Raw genomic sequence first — 19,982 nt, forward strand, 5'->3', positions numbered from 1 at the left:
CACCTTGAGCCGCTCGATCTCCCGCTCGCTCATCTCGATGCGCTTGTCCACCCAGCCCTCCGCTTCCAGACCAACAAGCGGACATTTCTACTTTGCCGGAAGCGGACATTACTATCTTGCTTCTACACTGGCGTGCAGGCAGATGGCTGCTGCTGCCGCGACGTTGAGCGACTCCTCGCCGCCGGGCTGCGCGATGCGTACCGTCAGCGCCGCTTGCGCCTGCAACGCCGCCTGCACCCCCTGCCCTTCGTGCCCGAACAACCAGGCACATGGCCACGGCAGGTCGGCCTCGTGCAGCCACTGGCCGTGGTGCGAACTGGTGGCCAGCAGCGGCACGCGCAAGGCGTGCAAATCGCCGGGTTCGCACCCTTCGAGTATGTGTAGATGAAAATGCGCCCCCATGCCGGCGCGCAACACCTTCGACGACCACAGCGCCACCGTACCCCGCAAGGCGACGATTTGGCGCACACCGAACGCGGAGGCGCTGCGCAGAATCGAGCCGACGTTGCCCGGATCCTGCAGCCGATCCAGCACCACCGCGGGGGCGTCACCCTGCCATGTCGGCTGCGCCGGCACGCGGGCCAGGCAGGCGATGGGCGCTGGCGACTCGAGCGCGCTGATGTGGCGCATCAGCGCCGGCGTCACCGTCCATACCGGCACGGCGGGATCGAGCCCGTTCTGGCGCCGCCAGGTTTCGACCCATGCCAGACCGGCGGGTGTGCTCACCAGCGCCACGGGCACACCGGCGCGCGCCAGTAGCGCCGCGCACAGATGGTCACCTTCCACCCACATCAGCCCGGCGCGCCGATCCACACCACCGGCCTGTGCCAAGCGGCGCAGCTGCTTGATGCGCGGGTTGTCGCGCGACGTCAAAGGGATCGGCGGCGCCTGTTCGTTGTGCGTGTGCCTCATCGCTGCCCCAGCGGTACGGTGGGCTGCGCCAGCGCAGCGTGTGTCAGAGCGTGCGCCACCGGCGCAAAACTGCGCCGGTGGGCGGGCGTCGGCCCATACATCTGCAGCGCGCGCAGGTGTTGCGCGGTGCCGTAGCCACGGTGCCGATCGAAACCATACGCCGGATAGCATGCGTGCAGCGCGTCCATGAGCCGGTCGCGCGTCACCTTGGCCACGATGGAGGCGGCAGCGATGGCGGCGTCGGTCGCGTCGCCACGCACCACCGCCTCGGCCCGCATCGGCAAGACGGGCAGACGGTTGCCGTCCACCCGTACCAGCGACGGGCGCAGACGCAGCGCAGCCACTGCGCGCTGCATGGCCAACAAGGTCGCTTGCAGGATATTCAGGCGGTCGATCTCCTCCACCTCGGCCACGCCCACGCCAACGCACAGCGCGCGCGCCATGATGGCGTCGTAGAGCCGCTCACGCCGCGCGGGGCAAAGCGTCTTGGAGTCGGCCACGCCGGCAATCGGTCGTTGCTCGTCCAACATCACCGCCGCGGCCACCACGGGGCCGGCCAGCGGGCCGCGTCCGGCTTCGTCGACGCCGGCCACCAAGCCATCGTCTCCCCAATGCAGCGGCAACTGCAGGGCGGGCGTGTCGCCGGCAGCCGATCCGGCGCGATGACGCATCCGGCGGTTGCTCATACGACAGCCGGCCCGCGTTGGAGCAGCGGCTCGATGGCGCGCACTGCCAGCGCCACCGTATCGCGCTGCAAGGTCTGGTGCAAGGCAGCAAAGCGCGCCTGCAGCGCGGCGCGGCGCGCACGGGCGCTGTCCCCCTCATCCAGCCAGGCCAGGGTCTCACGCGCCAGAGCTGCGGGGGTGGCCGCTTCCTGCAGCAGCTCGGGCACCACGAAGTCACCGGCCAGGATATTGGGCAGCCCCACCCACGGTTGACGCATTTTGCGCCGCGTCAACCACCACGACAACGGGTGCATGTGGTAGGCAATGACCATCGGCCGCTGAAAGAGCGCGGTCTCCAGCGTCGCGGTACCGCTGGCCACCAAGGCGACGTCGCAGGCCGCTAGCGCCCGGTGGGACTGGCCGCGCAGCACGCGTACGGCGGTGGCCGCCGGCGTCGCCGCCACCTGGGCGGCGATGGCGTCGTGCAGATGGGGCACCGCCGGCAGCACGAAGGCCAGTCGGGGCTGCTCGCGCCGCATGTGCTGCGCCGCCGCCAAAAAGCGCAGCAGCAAGTGGGCGATCTCGGCACGCCGGCTGCCCGGCAACAGGGCCACCACCGGCGTGTCGGCGGGCAGCCCCAGCGCCGCGCGCGCCGCCGCCCGATCGGGCTGGCGCGGAATGACGGCGGCCAAGGGATGCCCGACGAAGGTGGCTGCGATGCCGTGTTCGGCCAGCAACGCGGGCTCGAAAGGAAAGACACACAGCACATGATCGCAGGCCCGCCGGATCAGTGCCGCCCGCTCGGGGCGCCAGGCCCAAATGGCGGGCGCCACGAACTGCACCGTGGGCACCCCAGCCGCGCGCAGGTCGGCTGCCAGCGGCAGGTTGAAGTCGGGCGCGTCGACACCGATGAACAGGTCGGGGCGGTCGTGTAGCCAGCGCGCACGCAGCGCGCGCCGGATGCCGACGATCTCGGCGTAGTGCCGCAGCACCTCGACGTAGCCGCGCACCGCCAGCCGCTCGCTGGGCCACCAGGCGGTGCAGCCCTGCGCCTGCATGGCCGGGCCGGCCACGCCAGCGGCGGCCAGCGCCGGCCAGCGCTGGCGCAGCCCGCACAGCAGCTCGGCGGCCAGCACATCGCCGGAGGCCTCGCCCGCCACCATGCCCAACCGTGGACCGCGCGGCTGCATCATGGCACCTGCCGCCGAGCCAGCCGAGCGCATCGCGTCATCGCCCTGCGCGCCGCTGGCTGCCCGGTTACCGCTGGCTCGTCCATCCATCGTGCCCGCGCCGCTTAGCGTACGATGCCGCGCTGCGCATCGACGCCAGCCAAAAAGTCGCTCATCAGGGCCACGTCGGCGGCGGCCTCGGGGTACTGCTCGGCCAGCGCCACCACGCGCTGCTGCGCCTGCTGCAGGGTCAGCCCCTGGCGGTACAGGGCTTTGTGCATGGCTTTGACGGCGGCGATGCGGGTGGCCGAGAATCCGCGCCGGCGCAAACCCTCGTAGTTCATCGAGCGCGCACGCGCCGGCTGGCCCTGCGCCATCACGAACGGCGGCACATCGGCAAACAGCAAGGCACACATCGCGGTCATGGCGTGCGCGCCGATGCGCACGAACTGGTGCACGACGGTGAAGCCGCCCAGAATCGCCCAGTCGCCCACCTGTACGTGGCCGGCCAGCTGCGCGTTGTTGGCGAAAATGGTGTTGTTGCCCACCACGCAGTCGTGCGCCAGGTGGGTGTAGGCCATCATCCAGTTGTCGTTGCCCAGCCGCGTCACGCCACCGCCTTGGACGGTGCCGATGTGGTAGGTGCTGTATTCACGAATGGTGTTGCGGTCGCCGATCACCAGCTCACAGGGCTCGCCGGCGTATTTTTTATCCTGGCTGGGCAGCCCGAGCGAGACGAACGGATAAATGCGGTTGTCGCGCCCGATGGTGGTGCGTCCGTCGAGCACGCAGTGCGCCCCCACCGTGGTGCCCGGGCCGATGCGCACCTGCGGCCCCACCACGGTGTACGGCCCGATGACCACGTCATCGGCCAGCTCGGCGCGTGGGTCGACCAGCGCGGTCGGATGAATCTGCGCCATGGCCGACGCTATCAGGCGATGGTCCGCATGGTGCACATGAGCTCGGCCTCACAGGCAGCTTCCTCGCCCACGCGCGCCGTACCGCCGAACTTGAAGATGCCAGCCTTCATGCGTTGCAGGGTCACCTCCATCACCAGCTGGTCGCCCGGCTCCACTGGGCGCTTGAAGCGCGCGCCATCGATCCCCGCAAAGTAGTACACCGTCTTGTCGTCGGGCGTCACGCCCAGGGTATCGAAAGCCAGCAAGGCCGCCGTTTGCGCCAACGCTTCCAACATCAGCACCCCCGGAAACACCGGCCGATGGGGGAAATGACCCATGAACACCGGTTCGTTGATGCTGACATTTTTCAGCGCGCGAATGCGGTGGCCCTTGTCCAGCTCCAGTACCCGATCCACCAACAGGATCGGGTAGCGGTGCGGCAGTTGTTTGAGGATCTGGTGGATGTCCATGCTCATGTCGTGCGTCGCTCCAGGGCTTTGAGGCGCTCGCGCAGCGCGTGCAGCTGGCGCAGCGTCGCGGCGTTTTTTTCCCACGCGCGATTGTCGTCGATTGGAAAGACGCCGCTGTAGTGGCCGGGCTGACGGATCGAGCGCATCACCACCGACGCCGCCGAGATGTGTACATGATCGGCCAGCTCCAGGTGCCCCAGCACGATGGCGCCGCCGCCCAATGTGCAGTAGGCGCCGATGCGCGCCGACCCGGCCACGCCGACACAGCCGGCCATCGCGGTGTGGCGGCCGACGCGCACGTTGTGCCCGATCTGAATCAAATTGTCGAGCTTGACACCGTCTTCGAGTACGGTGTCGCCCAGCGCGCCGCGGTCGATGCAGCAGTTGGCGCCGATCTCGACGGCGTCACCGATGCGCACCGCACCGAGCTGCTCGATTTTGACCCAGGCTCGCCCACCGTCGGGCTGCGGCTCGGGCGCAAAGCCAAACCCGTCGGCGCCGATGACGGTGCCAGCGTGGACGATGCCGTGCGCACCGATGCGGCAGTCGTAGCCCAGCACCACACTGCTGCCTAGGTGCGTGCCGGCCCCCACGGCGGCGCGTGCCTGCACGTGTGCGTGCGCGCCGATGGTGGCGCCGTCGCCGATCACCGCCTCTTCATCGATGACGGCAAAGGGGCCGATCGAGACACCCGCACCGATGCGCGCCGTCGGATGCACCCAGGCGCTGGGGTGGATACCGACTACGCTGGGGCGGGGCGCGACGTGTTGGCGCCACCACTGGGTCAGCCGGGCGAAGGCCAAGTAGGGGTCGGGAAACACCCACGCGCACCACCCGCCCGGCGGCGGGTCCGGTCGCTGCAGCACGGCGCCGACCAGGGCCGGCGCCGCCATCACGACGCCGGCGCGGGAGCGCCGCAACATCGCTTCGTAGCGGGGTTGCGCGATGAAGGCGAGACTGCCCGCGTCCGCCTCGTCCAGCGGCGCGAGGCGCTCGACGCTGCGCTCGCCGTTGCCACACAGCGCTCCGCCCAATGCGGACTGCAGAGTCGTCAGGGGAATGGCCGGGCTCATTGGGAACGCCCTTGGCCAGGCGCACGCACGGCCTGCACCGTCAGCGCGCGTTGTTCAGTCCGTTGATCACCTTGTCGGTGATGTCGTGGCGCGGCGCAATGTAGACCGCCTCTTGCAGGATCAAATCGTACTTCTCCGCCTCGGCAATCTGCCGGATCACCCGGTTGGCGCGCTCGATGACTTGCTGTAATTCCTCGTTGCGCCGCTGCGCCAGATCTTCCTGAAATTCGCGGCGGCGGCGCTGGAAGTCGCGGTCGAGCTCGGCGATCTGACGCTGACGTGCGGCACGCTGGGATTCGGATAGGGTCGGCGCGTCCTTCTCGAACTTCTCGCTGGCTTGGCGCAATTGATTGCCCAGCGCCTCGAGATCGCGCTCGCGACGCGAAAACTCCTGCTCCAGACGGGCTTGAGCGGCCTTGGCGGCGTTGGAGTCGCGCAGGACGCGCTCGGTGTTGACGAAGCCGATCTTGAACTCCTGCGCCCAGGCGGCGCCGATGCTGGCCGCCGCAGCGACGATGACGGCGCCGCGCGCCCACCACGAACGAGACAATCGTTTCATCAGAAAGAGGTACCGATTTGGAATTGGATGCTCTGCGTCTTGTCACCGGTTTGCTTGCGCACCGGCTTGGCAAAGGCGATTCTAAGCGGCCCCACCGGCGAGATCCAGCTGATGCCCAAGCCTGCGGAGGCGCGCAGTTCGTTCAGCCGCAGCGGTTGTCCGGCGGCATAGACGTTGCCGAGGTCGAAGAAACCGAACAGACGCAAGGTGCGGTCGTTGCCGGCGCCGGGGAATGGCGCGATCAGCTCGGTGTTGAGCAGGATGGACTTCGTGCCGCCCAGATAGGCCACTTCACCTGCGCCACCGCCGACGATGGCGCTGGTGCCCCCCAGGGTGCCTTGCTCGAAGCCGCGCACCGAGCCCAGCCCACCACCGTAAAAATGTTTGAACAGCGGCACCGGTTTGCCGCCGAGCCCCTTGGCCCAGCCCAGCTCAGCGTTGAAAGCGAGCGTAAAGCGCCTGTCCAACGGCAGATATTGCTGGTACTGGCCGTTGCCCTTGACGTAGCGGGTGTCGCCGGCGATGCCGAGCTCACCGTTGAGGCGCATCAGCCGCCCGCGCGTCGGCACCAACGCACTGTCGCGTTCGTCGCGCGCCCAGCCCACCGTCAACGGCACCGACAACGGCTTGTCACCGAAGGTGGCGATGAAGTCGTCGTACGCCACGGGCATGCGGTTGCCACGCTCGATCTTGGTCTGCTCCACCCCGATGCCGAAATACACGGTGTCGGTTTCGGTGAACGGCACGCCGAAGCGAATCGCTGCCCCGGGCGTCACCAGCCGGTAGTCCGAGTCCTGCGCATCGTAGGGGCGCGTGGTGCGGTAGTACAGGTCGAGCGAGCGGGACACCCCATCGTCGGTGAAGTAGGGGTTGGTGGTGCTCAGCACGAATTGGCGATTGAATTTGCTGGTGTTGACGTTCAACCCCAGATAGTTGCCCGTGCCGAAGACGTTTTCCTGCTGGATGCCGGCCAGCACCGAGAGTTTTTCCGCCTGCGAGTAGCCGGCGCCGATGCTCAAGTTACCGGTGGGCTTTTCCACCACGGTCAGCACCAGGTCCACCTGGTCCGGCGCCCCCGGCACCTCCTGCGTGTCGATGCGCACATCGGTGAAGAAGCCCAGCCGGTCCACCCGGTCACGCGACAGACGGATTTTCTCGCTGTCGTACCACGCGGCTTCGAACTGGCGAAATTCGCGCCGGATGACCTCGTCGCGCGTGCGGTTGTTGCCCTCGATGAGGATGCGGCGCACGTAGGCCCGACGCGACGGCTGCGCCTGCAAGACGATGGTGACGCGGTTTTTCTCGCGGTCGATTTCCGGAACGGCTTCGACCCGCGCGAAGGCGTAGCCGAACTGGCCGTAGTAGTCGGTGAAGGCCTTGACGGTCTCACTGACCTGTTCGGCGTTGTACGGCTGCCCGGGCTGGATGCGCACCAGCGCCCGAAATTCCTCTTCCTTGCCCAGGAAGTCGCCCTCCAGCCGCACCGCCGACACCACGTAGCGCGGCCCTTCGGTGATGTTGATGGTCAGCGACAGCGTCGACTTGTCCGGCGACAGCGCCACCTGCGTGGAGTCGATGTTGAACTCCAGGTAGCCACGCGTCAGGTAGTACGAACGCAATGACTCCAGATCGGCACTGAGCTTGGCGCGCGAGTAGCGGTCGCTCTTGGTGTACCAGCTCAGCCAACCGCCGGTGTCCAGATCGAACAGATCGAGCAGCGTTTTTTCGGGGAAGGCGCGTGCGCCTACGATACGGATGTCGCGAATCTTGGTGACGTCGCCTTCGACCACGTTGAACTGGATGTTGACGCGGTTGCGTTCGATCGGCGTCACCGTGGTGGTCACCTGCACCGCGTACAGGCTGCGGTTGAGGTATTGGCGTTTGAGCTCCTGCTCAGCGCGGTCGGCCAGCGCTCGGTCGAATGGCCGCCCCTCGGTCAGACCGATGTCGCGCAGCGCCCGGCGCAGCACCTCGTTGTCGAACTCCTTGACGCCGCTGAAGCTGATGTCGGCCACGGTCGGCCGTTCCTCGACGATGACCACCAGCACATCGCCATCGACCTGCAGGCGCACGTCGGAAAACAGCCCCAAGTTGAACAGCGCCCGGATCGCGGCCGCCCCTTGCTCATCGGAGTAGGTGTCACCGACGCGAAACGGCAACGAGGCAAACACCGTACCCGGTTCGACACGTTGCAGACCTTCGACGCGAATGTCGCGCACCACGAAGGGATCGACCGCCCATGCGGGCAACGATGCCGCCAGGGTCGCCAGCCACACGCTGGCACGCACGCGCCAGCGGCGCTTGGGAGATGATTTCATGCCATTCACAACGCCCGGGCGTCAGCCGAGCAAACGGGCCAAATCGTTGAAGAGCGCCAGCGACATCAGAGCGACGAGGATCGCCACGCCACCCCGCTGCAGCCGGTCCATCCAGACTTCGGGCAGCGGCCGACCGGCCACCGCCTCCCACAAATAATACATCAGGTGCCCGCCGTCCAAGACGGGCAACGGCAGCAGGTTCAGCACCCCCAGAGAGACACTGACCAAGGCCAGAAAACTCAGGAACGCCATCGCACCCAGGCTGGCCGATCGGCCCGCATAGTCGGCGATCGTCAGCGGGCCACTGAGGTTGCGCAGCGAGGCTTCTCCGACCAGCATGCGCCCCATCATCTGCAACGTCAAACCCGCGACCTCGGCGGTGCGGGCGACCCCCTCCCCCACCGCTGCGAGAGGGCCGCTGGAGACCACCGTCATCGCCGGCGCCTCGCCGATCATCGCGCCGACTCGTCCCACCCACGCTTCACCTTGCCGCTGGGCCTGGGGTGTGACCGTCAGCTCCAGCGTCTGCTGGCCGCGCTCGATACGCCACACCTGGGCACGCGCGCGCCCTTGCGCATCGACGGCCGAGCGGATGCGTGCGCGCAAGGTCTGCGCATCCGGCACGGCCTCGCCGTCCACCGCCAGCACCCGGTCGCCGGGCTGCAGGCCGGCGGCGGCCGCGGCTCCGTCGGGCAGCACGTCTCCCAGCACGGGGGCCGACCACGGCGCCACGATGCCGATGCGCTCGAACGTCGCCGTGTCGAGCTCGCGGCTGCCCAATTGCGACAGCGGCAGCTCGACGGTGCGCAGCGCCGGCGCCTCGGGGCCGTCGGCCAACCACAGCCGCAGGTCACGCCCATCGAGTACGGCACGGCTGATGCGCCAGCGCAGCTCATCGAAGGAGCGCACCGCCTCGGGATGATCGTCGATGGCCGCGGCCTGTACCCATTCACCGCCGCGGATGCCAGCGCGCTGCGCCAGCGTATCGGCGGCCGGCACGGCCAACACGGGCTGTGGCTGCGGCGTGCCCCACCACGCGATGAACGCGTACAGGGCCGCGGCCAGCAGCAGGTTGGCCGCTGGCCCCGCCGCCACGATGAAGGCCCGCTGATGCAGCGGGCGCGCATTGAAGGCCAGATGACGCTGCTGCGCAGCAACGGGGCCCTCACGCTCGTCGAGCATGCGCACATATCCGCCCAAGGGCAAGGCGCTGACTACAAATTCGGTGCCCGCGCGATTGCGCCAGCGCAGCAGGGGCCGCCCGAAGCCAATCGAGAAGCGCAGCACGGGCACGCCGCATGCCACCGCCGCACGGTAGTGCCCCCACTCGTGCACCGCGATCAGAATCGAAATCGCCACCAGGAACGAAAAAACGGTCAGCATGGGCTCTCCACGAACGGTTGCGCCGCGCACTGCGCACGCGGGCGCGGCTCACGCATCCTGCAGACGGCGCACCCACTGCGCTGCACAGGCCCGCGCTTGCGCGTCCAGCGCCAACAGGTCGGCCAAATCCTGGGGTTTGGAGGGCAGGCACTGCTCCAGCGTTCCACGGTTGACGACGTAGATGCGGTCAAAACGCAGCCGCCCCTGCAAAAACGCTTCCACGGCCACCTCGTTGGCGGCGTTGAGCACTGCGGTGGTGCCGGCCGGGGCCGCCAACGCTTCCCAGGCCAAAAACAAGCACGGAAACCGACTCGCATCCGGGGCCTCGAACGTCAGCGCCCCCAGGCGGCCAAAGTCCAGCGGCTCGGCCCCCGAGGCCATGCGCTCCGGCCAGCTCAGGCCGTAGGCGATCGGCACCCGCATGTCCGGCGTGCCCAATTGCGCGACGACCGAGCCATCGCGATACTGGACCATCGAATGAATCACGCTCTGCGGGTGAATCACGACCTCGATCTGCTGCGGGGCAAAGCCGAACAGGTAGCGCGCCTCAATGACTTCGAGCGCCTTGTTCATCATCGTCGCCGAGTCCACCGAGATCTTGCGTCCCATGACCCAATTGGGGTGCGCGCAGGCCTGCTGTGGCGTCACCGTGGCCAGTGTGGCCGGGTCGCGGGTGCGAAACGGCCCGCCCGAGGCGGTGAGCACGATTTTTTCCACCCGCTGCGGCCAGGTGGCGGGGTCCTCGGGCAGCGCCTGAAAAATGGCCGAATGCTCACTGTCGATGGGCAGCAAACGCGCGCCGCCCAGGCGCACCGCCTGCAAAAAGACCTCGCCGCCCACCACCAGGGCTTCCTTGTTGGCCAGCAGCAAGCGCTTGCCCGCGCGGGCCGCCGCGATACACGGTGCCAAGCCCGCCGCGCCCACGATGGCGGCCATCACGGTGTCGACGTCGGGATGGGCCGCCACCTCGGTCAAGGCTTCGGCGCCACTGAGGGCCACCGTGGGCAAGCCACGCGCGCGCAAGCCGTGCGCGAGTGCCGGTGCATGCACCGCATCGATGATGGCCCAGCGCGGCCGAAAACGCTCGCACAGCGACAGCAAAGCATCGAGCTGCCGGTGCGCCGACAGGGCCACCACTTCGAACCGCTCGGGGTGGCGCGCGATGACATCGAGGGTATTGGTGCCGATGGAGCCGGTTGCGCCCAGCACCGCCACGCGCTGGCGCACGGCAGCCGACGCCGCGCCCGGCGGCAAAAACGGCTCCGCTGGGCCCTGGTCGTCTGCCGCCGCCCTGCTCGGTTCCGTCATGCGTCGCCCCCCGATAGGCTGAGCAGCGTCAGCGCCGCTGGCAGCACCGGCAGCAGCGCGTCGATGCGGTCCAGCACGCCGCCGTGCCCCGGCAACAACCCACTGGAGTCTTTCACCCCGGCGCTGCGTTTGACGAGCGACTCGAACAGGTCTCCCGCAACGCTGAGCGCCGTCAAACCGAGCAGCGCCAGTAAAGCCACGAGCCACCCCTGCTGCGCCAAAACGGGGTATAGCGCCGCGCGCGCCGGCGGCCAAACGGCGCTCAGCGCCATCCACGCCAGCGCCAGCGCCAGCACGGCAACGACACCGCTGGCCGCGCCCTCCCAACTTTTACCCGGACTGATGCGCGGCGCCAGCTTGCGCCGCCCCCACGCCCGTCCGCCAAAGTAGGCGGCAATATCGGCCACCCACACCAACAACAGGACACTGAGCAGCATCAGCGGTCCGCGCGTATGCAAAGCCACCACCGCCCACCAGGCGCACGCCAGCGCCAGCCAGCCACCTGCCAGCCGAACCCTGCGCGGCCAGCGCCCCCAGTCGTCCACGCCACGGTGCAGAGTCAGCGCCAACACCACGACCCAGCCTACCGTCACCGCTGCGCCCAGAACCGGAGGCCAGCCGGCGGCACCCCAGAACCACCAAAGCAACCATGGCAGCGCCGCCACGGCGACGCCAGCCAGCCACGCCGCCGAACAGCCATTGAGGCGTCCCCACTCCCACGCCGCAGCGCCCATCAAAGCGGCCGTGACCGCCGCAAACGGCGCCGTATCGCGCCACAACAAGGCCGGCAACAGTATGGCCAGCAGACCGACTGCCGTGAGGATGCGTTGTTTCAACATCCCGCCGCCGCCCCCCGCGTCACCTGACGGCTGCGGCCAGCACCTGCTCGGGCGTGCGTCCGAAACGCCGCTGCCGCTGCGCGTACGCGGCCAGCGCTCGGTCGAACTCCACGGCATCGAAGGCCGGCCACAGGCAGGGAGTGAAATAGAGCTCGGTGTAGGCCAGCTGCCACAGCAAAAAGTTGCTGATGCGCTGCTCGCCCCCGGTGCGAATCAGCAGATCGGGGTCGCCCACGTGCGCCAGCGCCAGCGCCGCAGCCAGCGTTTGCTCGGTGATCGGCTCATGGCGCTGCGCCAGGGCGCGCGCGGCTTGCACGATGTCCCAGCGTCCGCCGTAGTTGAAACAGACGTTGAGGACCAGGCGCGCGTTGTGCGCAGTGCGCCGCTCGGCCTCGGCGATCGCCGCAGTCAGCTCGGCGGACAAGCCCGCACGCTCACCCACCACATGCAGCCGCACGCCCGCCTCGTGCAGGCGCGGCACTTCCTCCATCAGGGCCTGCCCCATCAGGCGCAAGATGGCCTGCACCTCTTCCGCTGGACGCGCCCAGTTTTCCGAGGAAAACGCAAATACCGTCAGCACCTGCACGCCGCGCTCGATGCTGCAGCCGACGACACGTCGCAGTGCCTCCATGCCCGCACGGTGGCCCGCCGCACGCGGCAACAGCCGCCGGCGCGCCCAGCGGCCGTTGCCATCCATCACGATGGCCACATGCGCGGGTACCGTGCCAGCGTCGGGCGCACGCACTGGGGCGGATGCTGTCATGCAGTGGCGACGTCGTCAAATCGCCATGATGTCCGCTTCCTTGGCGGCCACCAGTTTGTCCACCTCCGCGATCATGCGGTCGGTGAGTTTTTGAATGTCGTCTTGCGCCCGGCGCTCCTCGTCCTCGGAGGCGAGCTTGTCCTTGACCAGCCGTTTGACGTGCTCGTTGGCCTCGCGCCGAAGGTTGCGAATCGCCACCTTGGCGTGCTCGCCTTCGGCCTTGACGACCTTGGTCAATTCCCGCCGACGTTCCTCCGTCATCGGCGGAATCGGTACCCGAATCAGATCACCGTGCGCGGCGGGATTGAGCCCCAGATCGGACTCGCGGATGGCTTTTTCGATCTTGGCGCCCATGCCCTTTTCCCACGGCGCCACGCCGATCGTACGCGCATCCAGCAGCGACAAATTCGCCACCTGACTGATCGGCACCATCGTGCCGTAATACTCGACCTGTACGGTGTCGAGCAGTGCGGGGTTGGCACGGCCCGTGCGTACTTTGGCCAGATTGGCGCGCAGCGCCTCCAGCGACTGCTGCATCTTCTGTTCGGCGGTTTTTTTGATCTCGGGAATGGTGCTCATCTCGATGGCCTCTTGCAGTTGGGGCGCGCGGCGGCGGCGCGTGCGCGTGCTCAGACGTGCACCAACGTGCCTTCGTCCTCACCCAGCACGACGCGCTTGAGCGCGCCCGGCTTGAAGATGGAAAACACACGCACCGGCAAACCCTGGTCGCGGCACAGGGCGAACGCCGTGGCGTCCATGACCTGCAACTGGCGCACCATGGCCTCATCGAAGCTGATGCGCTGGTAGCGCTTGGCGCTCGAATCCTTTTTCGGATCGGCGGTGTAGACGCCGTCCACCTTGGTGGCCTTGAGCACGATTTGCGCGCCGATCTCGGCGCCGCGCAGCGCAGCGGCCGTGTCGGTGGTGAAAAAGGGGTTGCCGGTACCCGCTGCAAACACCACCACCTTGCCCTCTTCCAGGTACTGCAATGCCTTGGGACGCACGTAGGGCTCGACCACCTGGTCGATGGCGATGGCCGACATCACCCGCGCTTTGGTGCCGCCGCGCTCCAGCGCATCACCCAAGGCCAGCGCGTTCATCACCGTGGCCAACATGCCCATGTAGTCGGCGGTGGCGCGGTCCATGCCCACTGCGCCGCCGGCCACGCCCCGAAACAGGTTACCGCCGCCGATGACGATGGCCACCTGCACCCCCAGTCGAGCGACCTCGGCCACTTCGGCCACGATGCGCTCGATGGTGCCGCGATGAATGCCAAAGGCTTCCTCTCCCATCAGGGCTTCGCCGGAGAGTTTGAGCAAGATGCGTTGTAGGACGGGCATGGTGTATTCGGTCACGGGTCGCTGGATTGTACGGGCTGCGAGCTGGCCATTGGCGCGCCCAGCCGCCGCGGGCGGCGGCAACGCCGGCCATCCAAGGGTGTCTGGGATCACCCTGTAACCGCGCCAAGGCACGGCACCGCGGCTTGCAAAAACGGCCGACTCCCACGCAGGAGTCGGCCGCGCGCCATGTCGAGTGGCTCAGGCTTTTTGGGCCGCCGCCACTTGCGCCGCCACTTCGGCGGCGAAGTCGTCCTGCTTCTTCTCGATGCCTTCGCCCACCACGTAGAGCGTAAAGCCCTTGACCGTGGTGTTGGCTCCCTTCAGGTACTGGCCCACGGTCTGCTTGCCGTCGGCGGCCTTGACGAAGACCTGATCCAGCAGCGAGACCTCTTTCAGGTACTTTTGCACCGCGCCTTCGACCATCTTGGCGATGATCTCGGCCGGCTTGCCGGACTCGGCGGCCTTCTGCTCGGCAATCGAGCGCTCCTTGGCCACCAGTTCCGCCGGCACCTCGGCAGAGGAGGTCGCCACCGGCTTCATCGCCGCGATGTGCATCGCAACGTCCTTGGCGGCCACGGCATCGCCATCGTACTCGACCATGACGCCGATGCGCACACCATGCAGGTAAGTGGCCAGCTGGCCGCCGCCCGCATAGCGCTTGAAGCGGCGGATCGTCATGTTCTCGCCGATCTTGCCGATCAGGCCCTTGCGCACATCTTCCACGGTCGGCCCGAAACCTTCCATCGACAGCGGCAGCGCCGACAGCGCCGCCACGTCGGCCGGGTCGTTTTGCGCCACCAGCTGCGCCAGGGCGTTGCAGAAGGCGATGAACAGTTCGTTTTTCGAGACGAAATCGGTTTCGCAGTTGACCTCGATCAGCGCGCCCGTGTTGCCCTGGACGCAGGAGGCCACCACGCCTTCGGCCGTGATGCGGCCGGCGGCTTTGCTGGCCTTGCTGCCCAGCTTGACGCGCAGGATTTCCTCGGCCTTCTCCATGTTGCCATCAGCCTCGGTGAGTGCCTTTTTGCACTCCATCATCGGGGCGTCGGTCTTGGCGCGGAGTTCCGCGACCATGCTTGCGGTGATTGCTGCCATTGTGTTGCTCCTGTAGGCGGCCTGGGCCGCCTGTGACTGTGACCGGTATCGACGTCAGCACGGTGACAAAAAAGGGGCGCACCGCCCCTTGTGCCGCGTGCGGGCGCCCGCCTCAGGCTTGTTCCTGCACCTCGACGAACTCGTCGTCGCTACGCGCGGCCTCGACCACGCTCTGGAGCGCGGCATTGCGACCCTCGAGCACGGCGTCGGCGATGCCGCGTGCATAGATGGCCACCGCCTTGGCCGAGTCGTCGTTGCCCGGGATGACGTAGTCGATACCTTCGGGCGAGTGGTTGGTGTCCACCACACCAATCACTGGAATACCCAACTTTTGCGCCTCAGCCACGGCGATCTTGTGGTAGCCAACGTCGATGACGAACATCGCATCGGGCAGCGCCGCCATATCCTGGATGCCACCGATGTCGCGCTCGAGCTTCTCCAGCTCGCGATTGAACAGCAACTGCTCTTTTTTGGACATGTGATCCAGCCCCGCTTCTTTTTGGGCCTTCATGTCCTTGAGGCGCTTGATCGAAGACTTGACGGTCTTGAAGTTGGTCAACATGCCGCCCAGCCAGCGCTGATCCACATACGGCACGCCGGCACGCTGCGCCTCGGCCGCCACGATCTCGCGCGCTTGCCGCTTGGTTCCCACCATCAGCAGCGTGCCGCCGTTGGCCGTGAGCTGGCGCACGAATTTGCACGCCTCCTCGAACATCGGCACCGTTTTTTCGAGGTTGATGATGTGGATTTTGTTGCGATGGCCAAAGATGTAGGGGGCCATCTTGGGGTTCCAGAAACGGGTTTGGTGTCCAAAGTGCACGCCCGCTTCCAGCATTTCGCGCATGGAAATCGACATGGTGTCACGCTCCAAAGGTTGGGTCTAAAGCCGGCTCGGATCACGCCGCGGACGCGACGCAACACCCGGATGAGCCGACTCGCGATTGTTTTGCGCTGTCAACAAGCGACCACGGCCCGCCATCGGGCAGCCTGCGCGGGTCAGAGTCATCGACGCCAACTGACCGCCACCCGATGTGCTACCCAATGGCGCCCTGCATGAAGCGCAAAACTTTTGAATTATATACTGCCCTCATGCAGCGCATCGACCCGCTCGGCCCCTCCCTGCCTTTGTACGACAGCCAAGCCAGCCGCGCCATCGAGCAACGGGCCGCCGCCCGCTTGCCACCCCACACCTTGATGGAGCGCGCGGGCCAGGCCGTGGCCCGGCTCGCGCGAGCCTGGCAACCGCACGCGCGCGCCATCGTCGTGCTGGCCGGCAGCGGCAACAACGGCGGCGACGGGTGGCGCGCAGCGACGCTGTTGCAACGCACCCTCGGCCCGCTGGGTGCGCACGTGCACGTCTGGTCACTGGGCGCGGCCGAACGGCAGCCGCCCGATGCACGCTGGGCGCGCGAGGCGGCCACCGCCGCCGGCATCACCCACGGCGCTGCACCGCCACCGTGGCCCCCGGACTTGGTCATCGACGCGCTGCTGGGGCTGGGACTGTCGCGCCCGGTCGAGGGACCGTGGGCACGGGCGCTGGACTGGCTGCAGCACTGCCCTGCCCCGACGCTGTGCGTCGATGTGCCCAGCGGACTGGACGCCGACAGCGGGCGCTGGTGGGCTGCAGCACCCGTGCGGCCGCGCGGACCGCGCATCACACTCGCCCTGCTGACCCTCAAACCCGGGCTGTTCACCGGCGCAGGCCGCGCCGCCTGCGGCGAGGCCCTTTGGTTTGATGATCTCGGTGTGGCCAGTGGCGCCGACGATCTGGCGCCGCGGGCTTGGACCACGCCGTCTGCCCACTGGCCCGACGTGGCGGCCCTGCGCGCTGCGCACGACAGCCACAAGGGCGCGCGCGGCGACGTGCTGGTATTGGGCGGACAGCCGGCACCCGCAGGCGGCGGTGTCGGCATGACGGGGGCGGCCATACTGGCCGCACGAGCAGCCCTACGTGCCGGCGCCGGCCGCGTTTGGGTGGCGCTGCCGGCCGCGGCATCCTACATCCCGGCGTTCGATGCCGGAGCGCCGGCCCTGATGCTGCGCAGCGGCGATGCCGCCTTCGCCGATGCCCTGCACACGCGCGCCGTGGTGGTAGCCGGCTGCGGTGGCGGCGCCGCCATGGCCCCGTGGTTGCCACGGCTGCTGCAGGAGGCACCGCGCTTGGTGCTCGACGCCGATGCGCTCAATGCGCTGGGGCCTGTTGCCGCCACACAGGCCAGCCCGGACACGATCTGGCAAACCCGAGCCCAACGCGGCTGGACCACCGTGCTGACCCCCCATCCGGCCGAAGCAGCCCGGCTGCTGGGCTGCGACACGGCTGCGGTGCAGGCACACCGGCTGCACGCGGCCGAAGCATTGGCGCAGCGCCTGCAGGCGGTGGTGGCGCTCAAAGGCAGTGGCACCGTGGTCGCTGCTCCCGACGCCACGCCATACGTCAACACCAGCGGCGACGGGCTGCTGGCCACAGCGGGCACGGGTGACGTACTGGCCGGCCTGATCGGCGCGCGGCTGGCTGCCGAGACCGATGGACGCACACCCGAGATGGAGCAGCGCATGGTAGCCGAGGCGGTGGCAGCCCACGGCGCGCTGGCACAGGCATGGAAGCGCGCTTGGCCTCCCGCGGCCAACGACTTGATCGCGTGAGCGGTATCGGCGACACTGGCGTTCCCCGAGCGACGTGCAAAGCGCCGGCTACAGCAGCGGACGGAGCTCCGCCGCCGCCTCCTGCAGCAGCGGCAGCAAGGCACGCAGGGCAGCCAACGGGGAGGGGCGTTGCGCCGAGACCACCGCGTTGAGCGCAGCAATGGTGGCGCCGCGCGCGTTGCGCAGTGGCACCGCCAGCGCATGGACCCCCAGTTCGTGCTCTTCGCTGCACAGGCAGTGGTCGTCGGTGCGCACGCGCTGGACGATACGCCGCAGCGCGCCTGGTTGCGTGGTCGTGTGCGGGGTCAAGCGAGGCTACGTGCCGCTGGCGGCGCTGCGTTGGCGCAACCACGCCTCGAACGCCTCCGGAGACAATGCGGCCAGCAGCACCCGCCCGGTGGATGTTGCATGCGCAGGCAAGCGCGCGCCCAGATGGAGCCCGTGCGCAAGCCAGCGACTGGCGGGTCGCCCCGGCGGGGCGCCCAGTGAGCTGTCGTCATCCGCATCCAGCGCCGCGAGTGCGGGTACGCTGCGCGCCACCACCACGACCGCCTCCCCTTCCAACACGGTGACGGAAAACGAGGCGCGGGTGCGCACGGCCAGCCGATCCAGCACCGGCTGCACCAGCCGTGGCAAACGCGCGCTGGCCAGATAGCTGCCCGCAAAACGCAGCACCTTGGGCGACAGCCAGTAGTACCCACCCTCCGATTCGAGATAGCCCAGATGGGCCAAGGTGAGCAAGTGACGCCGCGCCGCCGCGCGCGTCAACCCCGTGCGCTGCGCCGCCTGGGTGGCGTTGAGGCGCTGGCGCTCGGTGTCGAAAGCCTCCAGCAACGCCAAACCTTTGGCCAAACCCGCGATGTAGTCGGCTGCACGCATGTCCATACGGCTGTCACCTCACGAACGCCGCCCGCCGGAGGCGCTGCAATCGCTGTTGCCCTGGGGGACCGCCCCCGTGGACAGGGTACGCCCACGCATTGCGTCGATGCACCCTGGACAAGGCCACGGCGCTGCGCACGCGCCATCGACCGTCGCTTGACTGCATCGTCACGGCCCATGCGATGCACGCGACGAGCGCCATCGATGGGGTCGGCAGCTTTTGCGCGATATTCGCACATGGTGGACGATTATCGCGCATAAGCATGGGCCAGACACTTCGAAGCGGACGCTTGCCTGCCTAGCATCGGCGTGTGGGCATACGCGTTGGCCCACGCCTGCTGCCAGGAGATGCCCCATGCGTACCCAAGTCGCCATCATCGGTGCCGGCCCCTCCGGTCTGCTGCTCGGCCAACTGTTGCAGCGCGCCGGTATCGACAATGTGATCGTCGAACGCCACAGCGCCGAGCACGTACTCGGCCGCATTCGCGCCGGGGTGCTGGAGCAAGTCACCGTGGACGTGCTCGACGCCGCTGGCGTGGGCCAGCGCATGCACGCCGAGGGCCTGGTCCACGAAGGCTTCGATTTGCTGTTTCAGGGCCAACGCCACCGCATCGACCTCAAGCACCTGACCGGCGGCAAGACGGTTCTGGTGTACGGCCAGACCGAGGTCACGCGCGACCTCATGGCAGCGCGCCGCGCCAGTGGTCTGCGCACGATCTACGAAGCCGCCGACGTCGCCATCCACGATTTCGACGGCCCCCAGCCCTGCGTCACCTACACCCAAGATGGACAAAGCCACCGCCTGCAAGCGGACTACATCGCTGGCTGCGACGGTTTTCATGGCGTGTGCCGGGCATCGGTGCCGCGCAGCGCCATCACCGAATACGAAAAGGTCTACCCCTTCGGCTGGCTGGGTCTGCTGTCCGACACTCCGCCGGTGCACCACGAGCTGATTTATGTGAATAGCCCGCGCGGCTTTGCCCTGTGCTCGATGCGCAGCCGCACGCGCAGCCGCTACTACCTCCAGGTGCCGCTGTCGCATACCGTGGAGCAATGGTCCGACCAGGCTTTTTGGGACGAATTGCGCCGCCGCTTGGACCCGGCGGCGGCCGATACCCTGGTGACCGGCCCGGCGCTGGAAAAGAGCATCGCGCCGCTGCGCAGCTTCGTGAGCGAACCGATGCGCTTTGGGCGCCTGCTGCTGGCCGGCGATGCCGCGCACATCGTCCCGCCCACCGGAGCCAAGGGCCTGAACCTGGCCGCAAGCGACGTGCGGTTTCTGGCCGATGCGCTCATCGAGCATTACCACGAACGATCGGATGCGGGACTGAACGCCTACTCGCAACGCTGCTTGCAACGCATCTGGCGGGCGGAGCGTTTTTCGTGGTGGTTCACACACCTGATGCATCGCTTTCCGCAGCAGGACGCGATCGCCGAGAAACTGCAGGAAGCCGAGCTCGACTATCTGGTCCACAGCGAGGCGGGTGCGCGCACCCTGGCGGAAAACTACGTTGGCCTGCCGCTGGATTTCGGCGCGCCGCGCGGCCAAGCGGCACCGCCGGCACCCGCGGCAGCCCTGCTGGCTCGGTGACACTGGACGGCGGCCGTCGCGGCGTCGGCAACGGCGCCCCACCAGAGCGGCCGCGCGGATATCGATCGACGGCAAC

18 protein-coding genes and 1 pseudogene are annotated in these 19,982 nt (G+C 68.0%); 2 read left to right on the forward strand and 17 right to left on the reverse strand.

What is annotated here, in order from left to right; all coding sequences use genetic code 11:
- Positions 1-111: 111 nt before the first annotated feature.
- The 16 genes from Tchar_RS10095 to rpsB form a co-directional block, all read right to left on the reverse strand.
- Positions 112-912 carry a TrmH family RNA methyltransferase gene (locus Tchar_RS10095; protein WP_144328908.1) on the reverse strand — a complete coding sequence of 267 codons (801 nt, stop codon included), beginning with the start codon at positions 910-912 and terminating at the stop codon, positions 112-114.
- Positions 909-1,583 carry a ribonuclease HII gene (gene rnhB / locus Tchar_RS10100; RefSeq protein WP_236640420.1) on the reverse strand — a complete coding sequence of 225 codons (675 nt, stop codon included), beginning with the start codon at positions 1,581-1,583 and terminating at the stop codon, positions 909-911. Before rnhB ends, Tchar_RS10095 begins: the two co-directional genes overlap by 4 nt.
- A gap of 11 nt (positions 1,584-1,594) precedes the next feature.
- Positions 1,595-2,740 (reverse strand): lipid-A-disaccharide synthase, encoded by a 1,146-nt coding sequence (gene lpxB, locus Tchar_RS10105; protein ID WP_144328930.1) that lies wholly within the window; start codon positions 2,738-2,740, stop codon positions 1,595-1,597.
- Positions 2,741-2,871: 131 nt separating this feature from the next.
- Positions 2,872-3,666 carry an acyl-ACP--UDP-N-acetylglucosamine O-acyltransferase gene (gene lpxA / locus Tchar_RS10110; protein ID WP_144328910.1) on the reverse strand — a complete coding sequence of 265 codons (795 nt, stop codon included), beginning with the start codon at positions 3,664-3,666 and terminating at the stop codon, positions 2,872-2,874.
- Positions 3,667-3,677: 11 nt separating this feature from the next.
- The gene (gene fabZ / locus Tchar_RS10115; protein ID WP_144328931.1) at positions 3,678-4,115 is read right to left on the reverse strand and encodes a 3-hydroxyacyl-ACP dehydratase FabZ; all 438 of its coding nucleotides are present in this window, start codon (positions 4,113-4,115) and stop codon (positions 3,678-3,680) included.
- A gap of 2 nt (positions 4,116-4,117) precedes the next feature.
- Entirely contained in the window at positions 4,118-5,188 is a 1,071-nt protein-coding gene (gene lpxD, locus Tchar_RS10120; RefSeq protein ID WP_144328911.1) for a UDP-3-O-(3-hydroxymyristoyl)glucosamine N-acyltransferase, read from the reverse strand.
- 40 nt (positions 5,189-5,228) lie between these two features.
- Complete coding sequence (locus tag Tchar_RS10125; RefSeq protein WP_144328912.1) at positions 5,229-5,747, reverse strand: OmpH family outer membrane protein; 519 nt, start codon at positions 5,745-5,747, stop codon at positions 5,229-5,231.
- Positions 5,747-8,065, reverse strand: coding sequence for an outer membrane protein assembly factor BamA (gene bamA / locus Tchar_RS10130; protein WP_144328913.1), 2,319 nt, complete (start codon positions 8,063-8,065; stop codon positions 5,747-5,749). The genes Tchar_RS10125 and bamA overlap by 1 nt, the downstream gene beginning before the upstream one ends.
- Before the next feature lie 21 nt (positions 8,066-8,086).
- Entirely contained in the window at positions 8,087-9,448 is a 1,362-nt protein-coding gene (rseP, locus tag Tchar_RS10135; RefSeq protein ID WP_144328914.1) for an RIP metalloprotease RseP, read from the reverse strand.
- Between the two features lie 48 nt (positions 9,449-9,496).
- Positions 9,497-10,675, reverse strand: a complete 1,179-nt coding sequence (ispC, locus tag Tchar_RS10140; RefSeq protein ID WP_144328932.1) for a 1-deoxy-D-xylulose-5-phosphate reductoisomerase — start codon at positions 10,673-10,675, stop codon at positions 9,497-9,499.
- 77 nt (positions 10,676-10,752) lie between these two features.
- Complete coding sequence (locus tag Tchar_RS10145) at positions 10,753-11,595, reverse strand: phosphatidate cytidylyltransferase (protein WP_144328915.1); 843 nt, start codon at positions 11,593-11,595, stop codon at positions 10,753-10,755.
- A 19-nt stretch (positions 11,596-11,614) separates the two neighbouring features.
- Positions 11,615-12,358 carry a polyprenyl diphosphate synthase gene (uppS, locus tag Tchar_RS10150; RefSeq protein ID WP_144328916.1) on the reverse strand — a complete coding sequence of 248 codons (744 nt, stop codon included), beginning with the start codon at positions 12,356-12,358 and terminating at the stop codon, positions 11,615-11,617.
- Between the two features lie 15 nt (positions 12,359-12,373).
- Positions 12,374-12,937, reverse strand: a complete 564-nt coding sequence (gene frr / locus Tchar_RS10155; protein ID WP_144328917.1) for a ribosome recycling factor — start codon at positions 12,935-12,937, stop codon at positions 12,374-12,376.
- A 50-nt stretch (positions 12,938-12,987) separates the two neighbouring features.
- Entirely contained in the window at positions 12,988-13,698 is a 711-nt protein-coding gene (gene pyrH / locus Tchar_RS10160; RefSeq protein ID WP_144328918.1) for a UMP kinase, read from the reverse strand.
- A gap of 198 nt (positions 13,699-13,896) precedes the next feature.
- Complete coding sequence (gene tsf / locus Tchar_RS10165) at positions 13,897-14,793, reverse strand: translation elongation factor Ts (protein ID WP_144328919.1); 897 nt, start codon at positions 14,791-14,793, stop codon at positions 13,897-13,899.
- 112 nt (positions 14,794-14,905) lie between these two features.
- A complete protein-coding gene (gene rpsB / locus Tchar_RS10170) occupies positions 14,906-15,649 on the reverse strand; it encodes a 30S ribosomal protein S2 (RefSeq protein ID WP_144328920.1) in 744 nt (247 codons plus the stop codon).
- Positions 15,650-15,882: 233 nt separating this feature from the next.
- Here rpsB and Tchar_RS10175 point away from each other — a divergent pair, with 233 nt between their 5' ends.
- Positions 15,883-17,436, forward strand: a complete 1,554-nt coding sequence (locus Tchar_RS10175) for an NAD(P)H-hydrate dehydratase (protein WP_144328921.1) — start codon at positions 15,883-15,885, stop codon at positions 17,434-17,436.
- 48 nt (positions 17,437-17,484) lie between these two features.
- Here the strand turns inward: Tchar_RS10175 and Tchar_RS10180 are convergent.
- Positions 17,485-18,321, reverse strand: a pseudogene (locus Tchar_RS10180) (IclR family transcriptional regulator domain-containing protein).
- Positions 18,322-18,670: 349 nt separating this feature from the next.
- Between Tchar_RS10180 and pobA the strand changes: the two are divergent.
- Positions 18,671-19,906, forward strand: coding sequence for a 4-hydroxybenzoate 3-monooxygenase (gene pobA / locus Tchar_RS10185; RefSeq protein ID WP_144328922.1), 1,236 nt, complete (start codon positions 18,671-18,673; stop codon positions 19,904-19,906).
- Positions 19,907-19,982: the final 76 nt, after the last annotated feature.

Source organism: Tepidimonas charontis (assembly GCF_007556685.1).
GTDB lineage: Bacteria > Pseudomonadota > Gammaproteobacteria > Burkholderiales > Burkholderiaceae_C > Tepidimonas > Tepidimonas charontis.

Coding starts and splice junctions, on each gene's coding strand:
- Tchar_RS10175 (WP_144328921.1), top strand. CDS start 15,883: ATGCAGCGCATCGACCCGCTCGGCCCCTCCCTGCCTTTGTACGACAGC.
- fabZ (WP_144328931.1), bottom strand. CDS start 4,115: ATGGACATCCACCAGATCCTCAAACAACTGCCGCACCGCTACCCGATC.
- Tchar_RS10145 (WP_144328915.1), bottom strand. CDS start 11,595: ATGTTGAAACAACGCATCCTCACGGCAGTCGGTCTGCTGGCCATACTG.
- lpxD (WP_144328911.1), bottom strand. CDS start 5,188: ATGAGCCCGGCCATTCCCCTGACGACTCTGCAGTCCGCATTGGGCGGA.
- rpsB (WP_144328920.1), bottom strand. CDS start 15,649: ATGTCGATTTCCATGCGCGAAATGCTGGAAGCGGGCGTGCACTTTGGA.
- pobA (WP_144328922.1), top strand. CDS start 18,671: ATGCGTACCCAAGTCGCCATCATCGGTGCCGGCCCCTCCGGTCTGCTG.
- rnhB (WP_236640420.1), bottom strand. CDS start 1,583: ATGCGTCATCGCGCCGGATCGGCTGCCGGCGACACGCCCGCCCTGCAG.
- lpxA (WP_144328910.1), bottom strand. CDS start 3,666: ATGGCGCAGATTCATCCGACCGCGCTGGTCGACCCACGCGCCGAGCTG.
- bamA (WP_144328913.1), bottom strand. CDS start 8,065: ATGAAATCATCTCCCAAGCGCCGCTGGCGCGTGCGTGCCAGCGTGTGG.
- tsf (WP_144328919.1), bottom strand. CDS start 14,793: ATGGCAGCAATCACCGCAAGCATGGTCGCGGAACTCCGCGCCAAGACC.
- rseP (WP_144328914.1), bottom strand. CDS start 9,448: ATGCTGACCGTTTTTTCGTTCCTGGTGGCGATTTCGATTCTGATCGCG.
- uppS (WP_144328916.1), bottom strand. CDS start 12,358: ATGACAGCATCCGCCCCAGTGCGTGCGCCCGACGCTGGCACGGTACCC.
- lpxB (WP_144328930.1), bottom strand. CDS start 2,740: ATGGTGGCGGGCGAGGCCTCCGGCGATGTGCTGGCCGCCGAGCTGCTG.
- pyrH (WP_144328918.1), bottom strand. CDS start 13,698: ATGCCCGTCCTACAACGCATCTTGCTCAAACTCTCCGGCGAAGCCCTG.
- Tchar_RS10095 (WP_144328908.1), bottom strand. CDS start 912: ATGAGGCACACGCACAACGAACAGGCGCCGCCGATCCCTTTGACGTCG.
- frr (WP_144328917.1), bottom strand. CDS start 12,937: ATGAGCACCATTCCCGAGATCAAAAAAACCGCCGAACAGAAGATGCAG.
- Tchar_RS10125 (WP_144328912.1), bottom strand. CDS start 5,747: ATGAAACGATTGTCTCGTTCGTGGTGGGCGCGCGGCGCCGTCATCGTC.